The sequence below is a fragment of the Actinacidiphila sp. bgisy144 genome (assembly GCF_057708105.1).
In genome coordinates this window covers 25,419-40,764 of the sequence record NZ_JBYIRM010000045.1, presented here as the reverse complement: position 1 = coordinate 40,764, position 15,346 = coordinate 25,419, and the positions used below count along the sequence as shown (strand labels likewise).

Sequence of the window (15,346 nt, the reverse complement as noted above, 5' to 3'; positions counted from 1 at the left end):
CGAGGGGATCGCCGGTGTCGTCAGGGTCGGCGGGCGCGTCCGGCGCGGCTGCCGCGTCCGCGGCCCGGGCGCCGCCGAACTCGTCCGGATCGGTTGCCGGCTCCGGGGAGTTCAGCGGCTCCAGCGCGTCCAGCGGCGGACGTGAGTCGGGGATCTGGCCTTGGTGGTGGTTCCGGTTCCGGCCCCTGGCTGAGCAGGCGGAGTCGGTCGAGGTGTCGCGCCCCGGTGGGGTGTCGCGCGGGCCGGCTGCCATTGCCACGCGCCCTCCCGTATGTCGACACAGTAGCTCGGAGCACGATGATGGCACGCGCGGAGGGCCGCTCCGGGACGCCGGGGCGTCCCGATGCCATCACGTGATCAGGCTGTGACCGCTTCTTGGAGCTTCCCGCGCCAACACCAGCGCCTGCCGGGTGAGTTCCGCTCCGCGCGAGGTGAGCCAGTGCACACGCGGGTCGCGCCGGAACCACGAGTCCTGGCGCCGCGCGAAGCGCTTGGTGGCTCGTACGGTCTCCTCCAGCGCCTGCTCCTGCGTGCAGTCGCCGGCGAACCACGCGAGCACCTGCTGGTATCCCAGGGCGCGGGACGCCGTACGGCCCTCGCGCAGCCCGGCCGCCTCCAAGGCGCGCACCTCGGCGACGAGTCCGGCCTTCCACATCCGGTCCACGCGCAGCGCGATCCGCTCGTCGAGTTCCGGCCGCGGCACGGCGACGCCGATCTGCACGGTGTCGTAGACGGGCTCGGGGCCGGGCAGGTTGGCGGTGAAGGGCTGCCCGGTGATCTCGACCACCTCCAGCGCGCGCACGATGCGCCGGCCGTTGCTGGGCAGGATCGCGCGGGCGGCCTCGGCGTCCACCGCTGCCAGCCGGGCGTGCAGCGCGCCCGGCCCCCGCATGTCGAGTTCGGCCTCCAGCCGGGCGCGGACGGCCGGGTCGGTGCCGGGGAACCGCAGGTCGTCGATGGCGGCGCGGACGTAGAGTCCGGAGCCGCCGACGAGAACGGGCACCTTGTCCTCGGCGTGCAACCGGTCGATCTCGGCGCGCGCCAGGCGCTGGTAGTCGGCGACGTTGGCCGCCTCGGTGACGTCCCAGATGTCGAGCAGGCGGTGCGGCACGCCCTGCCGTTCCTCCTCGGTGAGCTTGGCGGTGCCGATGTCCATGCCCCGGTACAACTGCATGGAGTCGGCGTTGATCACCTCGCCGCCCAGTTCCCGCGCCAGAAGGACGCCCAGGTCGGACTTGCCGGCCGCGGTGGGGCCGACGACGGCGATCACGCGCTTCTTCACCCTGCAAGTCTCCCAAACTCCGCCGTGCCGCACCGAGCGGGTGACGACCGCCCGGCCCCTGTGATGATCGCAGGTGACCGCCCGCCCGGTTGTCCACAGGCAGTGGCCGCCGGCGACGCGAAATGCGGGCGGCGCGGGTAAAGTCGAAGGTGAGGGGCGTCACCTGCACCTCGGTGCGCCGCGGGCCCTGCTCATCGCAGGCGCCGGCGCATTCCGGCCGTCCCGTGGCCGTCGCTTCAGGGAACCCCAGGGAAGGTGCCAGATGAGTTTCATGGACTCGCTCAAGGGCAAGCTCGACGCGTCGAAGGGCAAGGCCGCGGAGCTGGCCAAGCAGCACGGCGGCAAGATCGAGCAGGGCCTCGACAAGGCGGCGCACACCGTCGACTCGAAGACCGGCGGCAAGTACAGCAACCAGATCAACTCCGGCGTGAGCAAGGCGAAGGACGCCGTGAAGGGGTACAGCGAGAAGGGCCACGACGAGAAGGGCCCGGACGCCAAGGACCCCGAGGCCGGCTGACGCCGGGCACCTGACCCGCCGGGCCCCGGCCCAGGCTCACCGCACGCGAGCCGGGGGCCGGCACGCACCGCCGCGCAGGCGTGCACCCCGCAGGACCGGACGGCCGCGGACCCCACCATCCGCGGTCAGTCCATGTCCGGCCCCCACCGCGACGCTCTCGGCCCCGCGAGGCCGCGTACGGACTCGGACCGGCTCAGGTCCAGGTCGCGACGAAGTAGCCGACCCCGTACGGCGCCGCGTCGTACAGCAGCTCGCCCGTCGGCCCGGTGCCGCGGGCCGCGCCCGCCAGCACCTGCCACGGCGCTCGGCCGGCCGCCTGGAGTTCCCGGGCCAGGCCAGCGTCGAGCCGCTCCAGCGCCGCGGTGTCGGCCGCGCCGAGAGCCCGGGCCACCCCGGCGTCGAAGGGCTCGGCCCGTTCGTCGAGATAGCCGGGCGCCTTGACCGTACGGCGCGCACTGCCGTCGCCCATGACCAGCAGCGCGACCCGGTGCGCCGCGTCGGCCACGGCCCGGCCGGCCAGCGCGCACCGCTGCTGTTCGAGCTCCTCCCCCACCCCGAGCCCCTCCACCGGCGCCGCCTGCCAGCCGCGCAGCAGCCATGCGGCCACGGCGAGGGAGGACGGCAAGGGAGCCTGCGCACCGGGCCCGGCGTCGTCCGCGCCGTCGGCCGACTCGGCATGCGGCGCGCCGCCCGGCCGGTCCGTCGGCGGCTCGCCGAGCGTCACATCGAGCGGGACGCCATAGCCGCGGAAGGAGCCCTTCGCGCCGGCTGGGAAGACCCCCCGCCCCGGGCGCTGCGCCGGCCCGACGACCACCAGGCGGTCGGGGCGGGCCGCGGCCAGCACCCCCACGGCGTCCGCGCAGGCCGCCCGCAGGGTGTCCAGCTCGGGCGCGGCACCGGCCGCGACCTCGGGTACGAGCAGCGGTGGGCAGGGGCAGACGGCGGCGGCGACCAGCATGTCCGGAACCCTACCGGCCCCGGCGCCCGGGCTCCTCAGCCGAGCGCACAGCCGCCCGTCGCAGCCGGCTCCGGGGCAGGTGCGGGCGCCCCGATCGTCGGCAGGCCCAGCATCACGCCCGCGGGTTTGGCCGCGGCAGCGCCCTGGCGCCGCTCCCAGGCGTCACCGGCGCGGGTGCGGCGCACCGCCAGCGGGGGCCGCTCGGCGAGCAGGTGGTGCGGGGCGCCGTAGGTGATCTCGACCGTCACCATGTCGCCGGGCCTGATCTCCTGCTCCGGCTCCTGCTCCGGCCGGGCGAAGTGCACCAGCCGGTTGTCGGGAGCGCGGCCGGACAGCCGGCGGGTGGCGTCGTCCTTGCGGCCCTCGCCCTCGGCGACGAGCACCTCCACGGTCCGGCCGACCTGCTTCTTGTTCTCCTCCCAGGAGATCTCGTCCTGGAGCGCGACCAGGCGCTCGTAGCGCTGCTGCACGACCGCCTTGGGGATCTGGCCGTCCATCTCGGCCGCGGGGGTACCGGGGCGCTTGCTGTACTGGAAGGTGAACGCCTGCGCGAAGCGCGCCCGGCGCACCACCTCCAGGGTCTGCTCGAAGTCCTCCTCGGTCTCGCCGGGGAAGCCCACGATGATGTCGGTGGTGATGGCGGCGTCCGGCATCGCGGCCCGCACCTTCTCGATGATGCCGAGGTAGCGGTCCTGCCGGTAGGACCGGCGCATCGCCTTCAGCACCCGGTCGGAGCCGGACTGGAGCGGCATGTGGAGCTGGTGCATCACGTTCGGCGTCTCGGCCATGGCGGCGATCACGTCGTCGGTGAAGTCGCGCGGGTGCGGGGAGGTGAAGCGGACCCGCTCCAGGCCCTCGACGGCGCCGGTCGCCCGCAGGAGCTTGCCGAACGCCTCGCGGTCGCCGATGTCGGAGCCGTAGGCGTTGACGTTCTGCCCCAGCAGCGTGACCTCCACGACGCCCTCGGCGACCAGGGCCTCCACCTCGGCGAGCACGTCGCCCGGCCGCCGGTCCTTCTCCTTGCCGCGCAGCGCGGGCACGATGCAGAACGTGCAGGTGTTGTTGCAGCCCACGGAGATCGCGACCCAGGCCGCGTACGCCGACTCGCGGCGCGAAGGAAGCGTGGAGGGGAACGTCTCCAGCGACTCGACGATCTCGACCTGCGCCTCGTCCGCGATCCTGGCCCGCTCCAGCAGCACCGGGAGCTGCCCGATGTTGTGGGTGCCGAAGACGACGTCCACCCAGGGCGCCCGCTTGACGATGGTGTCCCGGTCCTTCTGCGCCAGGCAGCCGCCGACCGCGATCTGCATGCCGGGACGCGCGTCCTTCTTCGGCACGAGCTGGCCGAGGTTGCCGTAGAGCCGGTTGTCGGCGTTCTCCCGCACCGCACAGGTGTTGAAGACCACGACGTCCGCGCCGTCGGCGCCCTCGGGCGCCCGTACGTACCCCGCGTCCTCCAGGAGGCCGGCCAGACGCTCGGAGTCGTGGACGTTCATCTGGCACCCATAGGTGCGGATCTCGTAGCTTCGCTGGAGAGCGGTGTCCTGCGCGGTCATGCACCCAGGGTAGGCGCTGCCCAGGCCATCACCGAACCCGGTTTGCCGCCGGGCCCGCGGCCGCCGCGCACCGTACCGCGCCCCGCGGCGACGGGTCCCCAGGTCGCGTCTTCCTTCCCGGCCGCGCGGCTGGCAGGATCGCGGGCCATGGACCTCACCCGCCCCGGCCGCGTGCTGGGCCGCCGGCTCGGCACCCGGCGCGCCCTCCAGGTGCTGCTGGCCACGGCCTCGGCGCTGGCGCTGCTGCTGTGGTGGCTGCTGCCGACCGGCGGGCCGTCCTACCCCAAGTCACCGGTGTCGCTGGCGACCGGGGTACGCAACGGGGTCTACGAGAAGTACGGCATGCTGCTCAAGAAGGACCTGCGCACCGCGCTTCCCGGGGTGCGGGTCGACCTGGAGCACACCGAGGGCTCGGTGGAGAACATCGAGCAGGTGGCGGACGGCCGCGCCGACTTCACCATCGCCGCCGCCGACGCCGTCGCCTCGTACGACGGCCCGCACAAGGACGACCTGCGGGCCTGCGCGCGGCTGTACGACGACTACATGCAGCTCGTCGTACCGCGCGACTCCTCCGTGCAGTCGGCGCGGGACCTGCGCGGGCTGCGGGTCGGCGTGGGGCAGGCCGGCTCGGGGGTCAACCTGATCACCAGGCGGCTGCTGACGGCCGCGGGCCTGGACATCGACAAGGACGTCACGGCGGTGCCGGTCGGGATCGACCAGGCTCCTTCGATGCTGCTCGACGGCAGGCTGGACGCCTTCTTCTGGTCCGGCGGGCTGCCGACCGCCGCGGTGAGCGCGATGGCCTACCCGACCAACCACATCCGGCTGGTCCAGCTCGGCGACCTGGTGACCAAGCTGCACTCCATGGGGTCGCAGATGCAGTACTACCGGCAGGCGATGATGCCGCCCGACGCCTATCCCCGCGCTCAGGGCGGCCAGGCCGTCGCCACCATCGCGGTCGCGAACCTGCTGGTGACGACCGATCACGCCGACGCGGGTCTGGTGCAGCGCCTGACGAAGGCGGTCATCGACAGCAGGGACTCCATCGGCAACGTGGTGCACGCCGCTCAGCTGGTGGACCTGCGGACCGCCGTCTTCACCGACCCGCTGCCCCTGCACGTGGGCGCCGCGCGCTACTACCGCTCCGTGAAGCCGTAGCCCGGTCCGCGCACCACGCCGCCCGCTGATCCCCGCGGGTGCCCCCGCCGATCCCCGTCGGCGCCGCGCCGCCCGCGCACCGCCGCGTCCTCACTCCCGCACCTGAGTCGACGTCACCGGCGCCCGGCGCGGCACCGCCAGCCGCACCTCCAGGCCGTGCGGCTCCCGGCGGCCGAACCCGATGCTGCCGCCGCCCTGGCTGAGCAACGCCCGCGCGATCGACAGTCCCAACCCCGAGCCCTGCACGTTCTGATGGCGGGCGCTGCGCCAGAAGCGGTCGCCGATCCGGTCGAGTTCGTCGTCGGTCAGGCCCGGGCCGCTGTCGGCGACGGCGACGGCGACCTGCTCGTCGTCGACGGCCACCCGCACGGTGACGGAGCTGCCCTCGGGGGTGAACTTGATCGCGTTGTCGATCACGGCGTCCAGGGCGCTGGACAGCGCGATCGCGTCGGCCCACCCGGTGGCGTCCGGCTGCGCCGGCTCCCCGAACTCCACGGTGACGCCCTCCCGCTCGCCGCTCGGCCGCCAGGCGTCGGCGCGGGTCCGGGCGAGTTCCGCGATGTCGATGACGGCCAGGTGGCTGCCGGAGCTCTCCGCGACGGCGAGGCCGAGCAGGTCGTCGAGCACCTGGGCGAGGCGTTGCCCCTCCTCCTTCACGGACTCGGCCTCGGTGTGGCCGTCGGGCAGCTCCAGGCCGAGCAGCTCGATCCGCAGGAGCAGCGCGGACAGCGGATTGCGCAACTGGTGGGAGGCGTCGGCGACGAAGGCGCGCTGCTGCTCCAGCACGGCTTCGACGTTGTCCGCCATCTCGTTGAACGACCGCACCAGGCGCCGCAGTTCCGGCGGCCCCCCGGACGGCTGAACGCGCGACTTCATCCGGCCGGTGGCGATGTCGTGCGTGACCCGGTCCAAGGTCGCCACCGGCCGCAGCACCCAGGCGGTCAGCCGCACCGCGAGCAGCACTGCGATGGCCATCGCGGCGAGTTCCCCGGCCGCGAGCAGCAGCCAGCCGTGCAGGATGCGCGAACGCAGCGCCCCGGTGGGCGAGTCCGTGACGACCACCGCGACCACGTCGCCGTCCCGCACGATCGGCGAGGCGATCGCGAGCAGGCGGTGCTGCCACGGCCACACCTGCTGCGGGTTGTGGACGCGCCGCCCCAGCAGCGCCGAGTCGTACGCGTCGTACAGCTCCCCGCTGGAGGGGACCCGCCAGTTGTGCGGCGCCGCGGCCATCGAGGTGCGGTCGCGGTAGAACACCCCGGCCCTGATGCCGTAGAGCTGCTCGTAGCGGTCGAGTTCGGTCACCAGGGTGTGCAGCCGCTCGTCGTCCTCCGGATCGACCGCGGTCTCCTCGTCGCGCGCGGTCACGAACTGCGCCAGCGCCGCGAACCGGGTCGTGTCGTCGATCCGGTCCACCACGACGCGCTGCTGCTGCGCGGCCGCCTGGCTGGCGGCCAGCGGGAACCCGAGCGCGAGCAGGACACCGGCCATCAGCACGATGAGCAGCGGCAGCAGTCGGGTGCGCACGGGCGGTCCTGGGCTCCTGGCGTCAGCCGGCCGGCACGACGAGGCGGTAGCCGACCCCGCGCACCGTCTCGATCATGGCCGGGGTGCGCAGCTTCGCCCGCAGCGACGCGACATGCACCTCCAGGGTGCGGCCGGTGCCCTCCCAGGCGGTGCGCCACACCTCGCTGATGATCTGCTCGCGGCGGAAGACCACCCCCGGCCGCTGGGCGAGCAGCGCGAGCAGGTCGAACTCCTTGCGGGTCAGTGCCACCGGCCGGCCGTCGACGGCGACCTGCCGCGTGGACGGTTCGATCACCACCGCGCCCAGCGTCATCGGCGCGGCGCCGTCGGCCCCCGGCAGGGTCACCACGGGGCTGCCGTTGGGCGGTGTGGCCGGCCCCGCGCTCTGGGCGGCGCCCGGCCGCAGCGGCGGGCGGCGCACCACCGCGTGGATGCGCGCCAGCAGTTCACCGATGTCGTACGGCTTCACCACGTAGTCGTCCGCACCCAGGTTGAGGCCGTGGATGCGGGACCGGACGTCGGAGCGGGCCGTGACCATGATCACAGGGGTGGCGCTGCGGCGCCGGATGCGGCTGCACACCTCGAAGCCGTCCTGGTCCGGCAGTCCCAGATCCAGCAGCACGCAGTCGTACTCCGGGCCGCCGTCGGGCAGCAGCGCCTGGATCGCCTCGCCGCCGCTGCGGGCGTGGCGCACGTCGAAACCGTGTTTGCCGAGTACCGCGGAGAGGGCGGAAGCGACTCTGTCGTCGTCCTCCACCAGCAGCAGTCGCATGCGTCACCTCCTCCTCATCTGCGTGAACCTTCGCGTCGACGGGATTCCACCGCCCGGCCCGCCGGGTGGGTCATGGACCTGTCGACCGAATCCACGCCGATCGGGACCCGCACGTCAAGGGGGTACCGGCCCAGGCGGCGGACCGTTACCCAGCCGGTACGCGCCGGGGACACCCGGGGCACGGATCGGCGGGGCGGCCGGTGACGGACCGGCGCCGCGACGTGCGCCCCGGATGCCTCGCGTGCGCGGCCGGCGTGCGCCCTGTGAACCGCCCCGCACCGCGCCGAGGCGCGACCGTCGCTTGACGTGGGCAGGCGCAGTGAGTTGCATACGCTTTGTGACCGCAACTCTTCCGGGGGCCGCTGCGTGGACCCCGTGATCGTCGCGGGGGCCGGACCGGTGGGTCTGGCCCTCGCCCTCGCGCTGGCCCATCGCGACGTGCCCGTGATCCTGCTGGACGAGGCGGAGGTGGTCGGCGGCGCCGAGGGTCTGCGGCAGGCGCGCACCTGCGTCCTGGGGCCGGCGACCGCGGCACTCGTGGAACGCCTCGGCTACGAGGGCCTGAGAGGCGACGGCGCGACGTGGACGGGGTGGCGCACGCTGCGGCGGCGTACCGAGGTGCTGCGGCTGGACTTCGCCGACGATCCGGCGGGCGCGCCGGTCCATGTGGCGCAGCACCTGCTGGAGCAGGGGCTGCGGGCGGCGGTGCTGGCCCGCGGTGCGGTCCGGGTGGTGTCCGGCTGCCGGGTGGACGCGGTGGAGCAGGACGCGCGGGGCGTGACCGTGCACACCAAGGGCGCTGAGGAGACGTGGTGGCGCGGCAGTTACCTGGTGGGGTGCGACGGTCCGCGCTCCACGGTCCGCAAGCTGCTGGGGGTCCGCTTCCCCGGCCGTACGGCGGTGGACCGGCACGCGGTGGTCGCGGTGCGGGCGGAGCTGCCCGAGCCGGGTGTGGCGCTGCTGCACCGCGATCCGCCGGGGGATTCGGCCGGGCAGGAGATCACCGCCCGCCCGCTGCCGAACGGGCGGTGGCGGATCGACTGGCTGCTGCCGGCGCAAGGCGGACGTCTCACCTCCGACGCGGTGGTGGAACGGCTCAGGGCCGCGCTGACGGCCTGGTGCGGCAAGATGGTGCCGTACGAGCTGGTGGGCTCGGCCGACCATCCCGTCCACCAGCGGCTCGCGCGGAGTTGGCGGGCCGGGAGGGTCTTCCTCGCCGGGGACGCGGCGCATCTGATGGGTGCGCTCGGTGCCCAGAGCGTCGAGGAGGGGCTGCGGGACGCCGAGAACCTCGCCTGGAAGCTGGCGCTCGCCGTGCACGACGGTGCCTCGGAGCTTCTGCTCGACAGCTACGAGGCGGAGCGGCGGGGGGCGGCCGGTACGCGGCTGCGCGCCACTGACCAGGCCCTTCCGCTGCTGCGGTCGAGCGGTGCCTGGCAGACGGTCCGCCACTCCCTGCTGTCGGGTTCGGCCCGCGGCCAGGTCGAGTTGCTGACCGACAGCTATCTCGGACGCGGCGGGGTGGCCGCTTCGGCGGTGTACGGCCGGTCGCCGCTGTCGGTTCCCGCGCCCCGGGGCGCCGGGCGGTCGGGCGGGTCGGCGTCGCCGCTGGTGGCCGCGTGCGACACACGGCCCGGTGAGGCGGTCGCTGACGTGGCCGTCACCGCGCTGGACGGTACGCAGGGCCGGTTGCGCGACCGGCTCGGGCGCGGGCTGGTCGTGGTGCTGGTCGCGCCCGGCACCGGGGTGTGGGAGTCCCGGCACTGGCTGACCGCCGGGCTGATGCCCCGGCTGGCCTCGGCGGTGTCCGCACTGCCCACTCCGGCGGAGCTGCTGGTCACCGAGACCTATCCGGGGGCGACGGCGCACACGGTGCTTCTGGTCAGACCGGACGGGCACCTGGTGGCCGCGATGGTGGGCTGCCGGCCTGCCGAGCTGTACTCCTACGCGGACCTGGCCCGCGGCGGTCCGCCCACTGCCGGGAGCGGCGGGCTGGGCGATCCGGCGGAGGGCGCTGCGCGGCGCGGGGGCGAGGACGGAAGCGGAGGCGAGGACAGAGGCGGGGGCGACCGCCCCGGCGGTGGCTCAGGGGGCGGCTCGGCCGGCCACCAGGTCAGCGGGCGGGCCGGCTGACCTGGCAGGTGGCGGCGGCGCGCCCGCCGACCGCTATTCGCTCTGCCATGCCCACAGCTCCTCTTCGGCGTCGATGCTGTCGTCTCCCTCGGCGGCCAGTGCGTCCCGCACCACGCGCAGGGACATGCCCTCCGGGTATCCCTTGCGGGCGAGCATGCCCGCGAGGCGCCTGATCCGGCGGTCCCGGTCCAGACCGCGGGTGCCCGGCAGGCGGCGCCGCACCAGCTCGCGGGCGGTCTCCTCCTCCTGGTCGGAGTCGAGCAGTTCGACGGCCTCGGTCACCAGCTCCGTGTCCACCCCGCGGTGGCGCAGTTCGCGGGCGAGGGCACGGCGGGCCAGGCCGCGGCCGCGGTGGCGGGACTCCACCCAGGCGTTGGCGAACGCCTGGTCGTCGATGAGGCCGACGTCCTCGAACCGCTCCAGGACCTGTTCGGCGACGTCGTCCGGGATCTCCCGCTTGCGCATGGCGTCGGCGAGCTGCCGCCGGGTGCGCGGTGTCCCGGTGAGCAGGCGCAGGCACAGCGCCCGCGCCTGCTCACCGGGATCGAGCGGCGGCTCTCGCGAGGCCCTCGACTCGGAAGAACCGCCGCGCCTCTGGGACTTGCGCTCCATGGCGTCAGACCTTGGCGGCGGTGGCCTTGGTCGCCTTCTTGGGAGCCGGGACCTCGGCCTTGGCGGAATCGGCCTTGGCGGGTTCTGCCTTGGCGGACTCGGCCTTGGCCGGCGTGGTGGCACCGGCCGCGTCGGCGCCCGCCGCCTCGGACTTCGACACGCCGACGCCGAGCTTCTCCTTGATCCGCTTCTCGATCTCGTCGGCGAGGTCCGGATTGTCCCGCAGGAAGTTCCGGACGTTCTCCTTGCCCTGGCCGAGTTGGTCGCCCTCGTACGTGTACCAGGCTCCGGACTTGCGGATGAAGCCGTGCTCGACGCCCATGTCGATCAGGCCGCCCTCGCGGCTGATGCCCTGGCCGTAGAGGATGTCGAACTCCGCCTGCTTGAAGGGCGGCGAGACCTTGTTCTTGACGACCTTGACGCGGGTGCGGTTGCCGACCGCTTCGGTGCCGTCCTTGAGCGTCTCGATCCGGCGGATGTCGAGCCGGACCGAGGCGTAGAACTTCAGGGCCCGGCCACCGGTGGTGGTCTCCGGCGAGCCGAACATCACACCGATCTTCTCGCGGAGCTGGTTGATGAAGATCGCGGTGGTCTTCGACTGGTTGAGCGCGCTGGTGATCTTCCGGAGCGCCTGGCTCATCAGGCGGGCCTGGAGGCCGACGTGGGAGTCGCCCATCTCACCCTCGATCTCGGCCCGCGGCACGAGGGCTGCCACGGAGTCGATCACGATGAGGTCGATGGCGCCGGAGCGGACCAGCATGTCCACGATCTCCAGCGCCTGCTCGCCGGTGTCCGGCTGGGAGAGCAGCAGGTTCTCGACGTCGACACCGAGCGCCTTCGCGTACTCGGGGTCGAGGGCGTGCTCGGCGTCCACGAAGGCCACGGTGCCGCCGGCCCGCTGGGCGTTGGCCACCGCGTGCAGGGTGAGGGTGGTCTTGCCGGAGGACTCCGGGCCGTACACCTCCACGACGCGGCCGCGGGGCAGCCCGCCGACGCCGAGCGCCACGTCCAGCGCGGTCGACCCGGTCGGGATGACCTCGATGGGCTCGTTCGGCCGGTCGCCCAGCCGCATGACGGCGCCCTTGCCGAACTGCCGTTCAATCTGCGCGAGCGCGGCGTCGAGCGCCTTCTCGCGGTCGTTTCCTGCCATGGACTCCACCCGGGATGTCTGGTTCGATCGCTTCACGTCCATGACGCTAGCGCCTGGCACTGACAACGCGCTCGCACGTCGCCCCGGACCTGTGGACAACTCCGGCCGACATCTGCGACCGGCACCGGCCGGAGTTCGCGCCGCCGCGGCGGAAAGCCCGCCGGACACCATCCATATGAATGGATGTTCGATTTTTGTGTCAAGCGACCCGCCGCGCGCCCGGCGTCACGCCCGGGGGTCGACGACCTCGTAGCGCCTGATGTAGGTGGTGAAGAAGCCCTGGAGCGTGGCGGTGGCCGGGATGGAGATGAGCGCCCCGACCGCGCCGAGCAGCGCCGTCCCGGCGATCACCGAGCCGAAGGCGACCGCCGGATGGATGTCCACCGTACGCGCGGTGATCCGCGGTTGGAGCAGGTAGTTCTCGAATTGCTGGTAGACCACGACGAAGCACAGCACCCACAGCGCGTCCCACGGGTCCTCGGCGAACGCGATGAGGATCGGCAGGGCGCCGGCCAGATAGGTGCCGACGGTGGGGATGAACTGCGAGACCAGGCCCACCCAGACCCCGAGCGCCGGGGCGTAGGGGACGCCGAGCACCTGGAAGAGGATGTAGTGGGCGAGCCCGGAGATCACCGCCATCAGGGCCCGTGAGTAGAGGTAGCCGCCGGTCTTGGCGACCGCGATGTCCCAGGCGCGCAGGACCTCGGCCTGATGCGCGGGCGGCAGCATGGAGCACAGCGTGCGGCGCAGCCGGGGCCCGTCCGCGGCCAGGTAGAAGGTGAACAGCACCACGGTGAAGACCTGGAAGACCGTGCCGAGGACCGTGGTCGAGATGCCCCACACGCTGGCGGCTCCGCTGGTGAGGTAGGAGCGCACCCAGTTGGAGTGGAGCACCTGGTCGTGCAGCTTGCCGCCGGTGTCGATGTGCGTGTGGAAGGTGCGGTTGATCCACCGCACCACGTCGTCGGCGTACTGCGGCAGGTTGCGGACGATGGCGCCGACCTGGTCGACCAGCAAGGAGCCGACCGCCAGCAGGAATCCCGCCGCGGCCAGCAGCAGCACGAGCATCACGATGCCGGTGGCCAGCCCCCGGCGGATGCGGCGCCGGGACATCCAGTCCACCGCGGGCTCGACGGCCAGCGCGCAGAAGAACGAGACCAGGACGTTGACGAGCAGGCCGACGAGCCGGTCGAAGACCCAGTGCGCGAGTTGGTAGCAGGCGAAGAGGGCGAGGCCGAGGAGGAGCGCGCGGGGCAGCCAGCGCGGCATCCGCGCGCGGGGCGGCTGCGGTCCGGCGCCGGGCGCATCAGGCGCCGGGCCGGAGGACTCGTCATGTGCCGCCACAGGGCAAGTCTGTGCCCTGCCTGCGGCCAAGTCCTGCTATAGGGGCATTCGTACCATTCCGGGTGGCCGTTCCGGGTGGAGGGTCAGCGCCGCGCGGCAGGCACGTCCATGGCCACGCAGACCGCCCGCCAGACGTCCTTCGCCTCCCAGCCGTCCTCCAGCGCCTGGACGACCGTACGGCCGCCCAGCTCGGACATCACGTGGTCGCGCGCGAAGGAGTCGGCGTAGGTGTCGCCGAACTGCGCGCGCATCCGCTCCCAGAACATCGTCAGCCGCATGGGTGCCAGTATCCCCCGGCGCGGGCGGTACCCGTACGGTCTACACCGCCCGTACCGCGGCGGTGACCAGGACCGCGGCCGCGACCACCACGAGGAACGGCGCGCGCAGGAAGAGGGCGACGGCCGCCGCCGCCAAGCCCGCGGTCCGTGCGTCGACCGCGAGGCGCAGGGCGTCGGTGCCGAAGGTCTGCAGCGCGGTCAGCGCGGCGAGCAGCGCGATCGGCACCAGCGCGGCCAGCCGCTTGACGAGCGGCCGCTCCAGGAGCCCCGCGGGCACGGACAGGCCGAGGAGTTTCACCCCGTAGCAGCCCAGGGCCGTCACCGCGATGGCGGTCCAGACGCCTTCCGGCCCGGTCATCGCGCACCCTCCTTCCGCACGGCCAGCACCAGCGGGGCGGCCAGGGCCGCGACCAGCACCGGCACGCCGGCGGGCAGCAGCGGCAGGCAGGCCAGCGCGAGCAGGACGGCGAGCGCGGCCACCATCCGCTCGGTGCGGCCCTTGACCATGGGGGCGAGCAGGGCCAGGAAGACGGCCGGCCCGGCCGCGTCCAGCCCCCAGGCGTCGGGGTCACCGAGCGCCGACGCTCCCAGGGCCCCGAGCAGCGTGGTGAGGTTCCACAGCACGTACAGGCTCGCGCCGGTGACGGTGAAGCCGAGTCGGGCGGCGGCCCGCCCGCGCTGGGCGAGGGTCACCGCCGAGGTCTCGTCGATGACCCACTGGGCGGCGAAGGGGCGTACGGCCGCGGGCAGGCGCAGGAGCTGGGAGAGCCGCAGGCCGTAGAAGGCGTTGCGGGTGCCCAGGAAGAACGCCCCGGCGGCCGCCGCGAACGGGCTGCCGCCCGCGCCGAGCGCGCTCACCAGGGCGAACTGCGAGGCCCCGGTGAAGACGAGCAGCGACAGGACGCAGCTTTGGAGGACGGACAGCCCCGCGCCCGCCGATGTCACTCCGAAGGCGAATCCGGACAGTCCGACGGCGACCCCTACGCCCAGGGCGTCGCGGACCACTGCTGCGCGGGGCCTGGCGGGCGGCCGCTCGGCGTCCGTCCCGGCTGTCTGCTCTGTTTTCACTCGATCAGGTTAGGAAGGCCGTCCCCACCGGTCTTGTACGTTCTTGCGGCGCCGAACGCCCGGTCGAGGAGCGGGTCAGCGCGCCCGTACGGCCTTCCGGTCCCGTTGGTACGCGCCGGGCGGCACACCGATGATCCGGTTGAAGTGCCGGTTGAGGTGGGGCTGGTCGGTGAAGCCGACGGCGGCCGCCGCGTCGGCCGGGGCGGCGCCGGCGTCCAGCAGGCGACGGGCGGTCCGGACGCGCTCGCCGGTCAGCCACGCGTGCGGAGGCAGGCCGTAGGCGGCCTTGAAGGCGCGCAGCAGCGCGAACGGGCCGGTGCCCGTGGCGGCGGCGAGCGCGTCGAGGCCGGGCGGGTCGATCAGGTTCGCGGCCAGCAGGTCGCGGGCCCGGGCGGCGGCTGCGGGGGCTTCCGCACGGCCCGGGCCGCGGCGCACGGCGTCCGCGCTGTGCCGGGCCAGCAGCCGTGCCACCACCAGGCGCAGGAACGTCTCGGCGGCGAGCGCGTCGTCCCGCTCGGCCGCTTCGTGGACCGCGGAGACCAGCCGCGCCGCGGCCGGGTCGGCTGCGACCGGGACGGTGAAGGAAGGAGTACCGCGCAGTCCGCGGGTCTCGGCGGCGACCGCCGACACGACGTCCGCCGACGGGTAGAGGACCCGGTAGCTCCAGCCGCCGGCGGCGCCCGCGTACGCGGTGTGCGGGACCTCCGGATTGACCAGGACGACGCCGCCGGCGCCGACCAGCTCGGCGCCGGCGGGCAGTCCGGTGCCCTGCACTCCCCCGGTGACCGCGGCGATCACGTAGCTGTCGTGGACGTGGCGGGAAAAGGTGTGCCGGACGTAGCGGGCCCGGAGCAGATCGACTCCGGGAAGATCGGGGTGCTCCCAGAATCGGGCCTGCTCACGCGCGGTCATGGGGACATTCTGGCGTGACCGCGCCAGGAGTTGTCCACAGCCGGATGAGCGGCCTTCGGCGCGGTGTCGGTCCCGCGAG

At 73.7% G+C, this 15,346-nt stretch carries 15 protein-coding genes; 3 read left to right on the top strand and 12 right to left on the bottom strand.

What is annotated here, in order from left to right; translation table 11 throughout:
• Nucleotides 1-349 precede the first annotated feature (349 nt).
• Nucleotides 350-1,282 carry a tRNA (adenosine(37)-N6)-dimethylallyltransferase MiaA gene (gene miaA / locus AC3EVP_RS33880; RefSeq protein WP_435136793.1) on the bottom strand — a complete coding sequence of 311 codons (933 nt, stop codon included), beginning with the start codon at nt 1,280-1,282 and terminating at the stop codon, nt 350-352.
• A 262-nt stretch (nt 1,283-1,544) separates the two neighbouring features.
• Here miaA and AC3EVP_RS33875 point away from each other — a divergent pair, with 262 nt between their 5' ends.
• Nucleotides 1,545-1,799 carry an antitoxin gene (locus AC3EVP_RS33875; RefSeq protein WP_335978900.1) on the top strand — a complete coding sequence of 85 codons (255 nt, stop codon included), beginning with the start codon at nt 1,545-1,547 and terminating at the stop codon, nt 1,797-1,799.
• A 193-nt stretch (nt 1,800-1,992) separates the two neighbouring features.
• Here the strand turns inward: AC3EVP_RS33875 and AC3EVP_RS33870 are convergent, their stop codons facing one another.
• Together AC3EVP_RS33870 and miaB are read right to left on the bottom strand one after the other, a co-directional pair.
• Complete coding sequence (locus AC3EVP_RS33870) at nt 1,993-2,757, bottom strand: class III extradiol dioxygenase subunit B-like domain-containing protein (protein ID WP_435136790.1); 765 nt, start codon at nt 2,755-2,757, stop codon at nt 1,993-1,995.
• A 35-nt stretch (nt 2,758-2,792) separates the two neighbouring features.
• The gene (gene miaB / locus AC3EVP_RS33865) at nt 2,793-4,313 is read right to left on the bottom strand and encodes a tRNA (N6-isopentenyl adenosine(37)-C2)-methylthiotransferase MiaB (protein WP_435136787.1); all 1,521 of its coding nucleotides are present in this window, start codon (nt 4,311-4,313) and stop codon (nt 2,793-2,795) included.
• Nucleotides 4,314-4,460: 147 nt separating this feature from the next.
• On the opposite strand from miaB, the gene AC3EVP_RS33860 reads away from it, so the two are divergent.
• Complete coding sequence (locus AC3EVP_RS33860) at nt 4,461-5,471, top strand: TAXI family TRAP transporter solute-binding subunit (RefSeq protein WP_335978895.1); 1,011 nt, start codon at nt 4,461-4,463, stop codon at nt 5,469-5,471.
• Between the two features lie 90 nt (nt 5,472-5,561).
• Here AC3EVP_RS33860 and AC3EVP_RS33855 read toward each other — a convergent pair whose 3' ends face one another.
• Together AC3EVP_RS33855 and AC3EVP_RS33850 are read right to left on the bottom strand one after the other, a co-directional pair.
• Nucleotides 5,562-6,998, bottom strand: coding sequence for a sensor histidine kinase (locus AC3EVP_RS33855; protein WP_435136783.1), 1,437 nt, complete (start codon nt 6,996-6,998; stop codon nt 5,562-5,564).
• A gap of 22 nt (nt 6,999-7,020) precedes the next feature.
• On the bottom strand, nt 7,021-7,770 hold the full coding sequence (locus tag AC3EVP_RS33850; protein WP_435136780.1) for a response regulator transcription factor: 750 nt from the start codon (nt 7,768-7,770) through the stop codon (nt 7,021-7,023).
• Nucleotides 7,771-8,136: 366 nt separating this feature from the next.
• Between AC3EVP_RS33850 and AC3EVP_RS33845 the strand changes: the two genes are divergently transcribed.
• Entirely contained in the window at nt 8,137-9,903 is a 1,767-nt protein-coding gene (locus tag AC3EVP_RS33845; protein WP_435136777.1) for an FAD-dependent monooxygenase, read from the top strand.
• Nucleotides 9,904-9,936: 33 nt separating this feature from the next.
• Here the strand turns inward: AC3EVP_RS33845 and recX are convergent, their stop codons facing one another.
• From recX to AC3EVP_RS33810, 7 genes are all read right to left on the bottom strand, one after another.
• Nucleotides 9,937-10,515, bottom strand: a complete 579-nt coding sequence (recX, locus tag AC3EVP_RS33840; protein ID WP_435136774.1) for a recombination regulator RecX — start codon at nt 10,513-10,515, stop codon at nt 9,937-9,939.
• Between the two features lie 4 nt (nt 10,516-10,519).
• Nucleotides 10,520-11,665 carry a recombinase RecA gene (gene recA, locus AC3EVP_RS33835; RefSeq protein ID WP_435136824.1) on the bottom strand — a complete coding sequence of 382 codons (1,146 nt, stop codon included), beginning with the start codon at nt 11,663-11,665 and terminating at the stop codon, nt 10,520-10,522.
• Between the two features lie 225 nt (nt 11,666-11,890).
• Nucleotides 11,891-13,009 (bottom strand): AI-2E family transporter, encoded by a 1,119-nt coding sequence (locus AC3EVP_RS33830; RefSeq protein WP_335978887.1) that lies wholly within the window; start codon nt 13,007-13,009, stop codon nt 11,891-11,893.
• A gap of 83 nt (nt 13,010-13,092) precedes the next feature.
• On the bottom strand, nt 13,093-13,287 hold the full coding sequence (locus tag AC3EVP_RS33825) for a DUF3046 domain-containing protein (protein WP_335978886.1): 195 nt from the start codon (nt 13,285-13,287) through the stop codon (nt 13,093-13,095).
• 40 nt (nt 13,288-13,327) lie between these two features.
• Nucleotides 13,328-13,645, bottom strand: coding sequence for an AzlD domain-containing protein (locus tag AC3EVP_RS33820; RefSeq protein WP_335978885.1), 318 nt, complete (start codon nt 13,643-13,645; stop codon nt 13,328-13,330).
• Nucleotides 13,642-14,355 (bottom strand): AzlC family ABC transporter permease, encoded by a 714-nt coding sequence (locus AC3EVP_RS33815; RefSeq protein ID WP_435136768.1) that lies wholly within the window; start codon nt 14,353-14,355, stop codon nt 13,642-13,644. Before AC3EVP_RS33815 ends, AC3EVP_RS33820 begins: the two co-directional genes overlap by 4 nt.
• A 75-nt stretch (nt 14,356-14,430) precedes the next feature.
• Nucleotides 14,431-15,267, bottom strand: a complete 837-nt coding sequence (locus tag AC3EVP_RS33810; RefSeq protein ID WP_335978882.1) for an AraC family transcriptional regulator — start codon at nt 15,265-15,267, stop codon at nt 14,431-14,433.
• Nucleotides 15,268-15,346 lie beyond the last annotated feature (79 nt).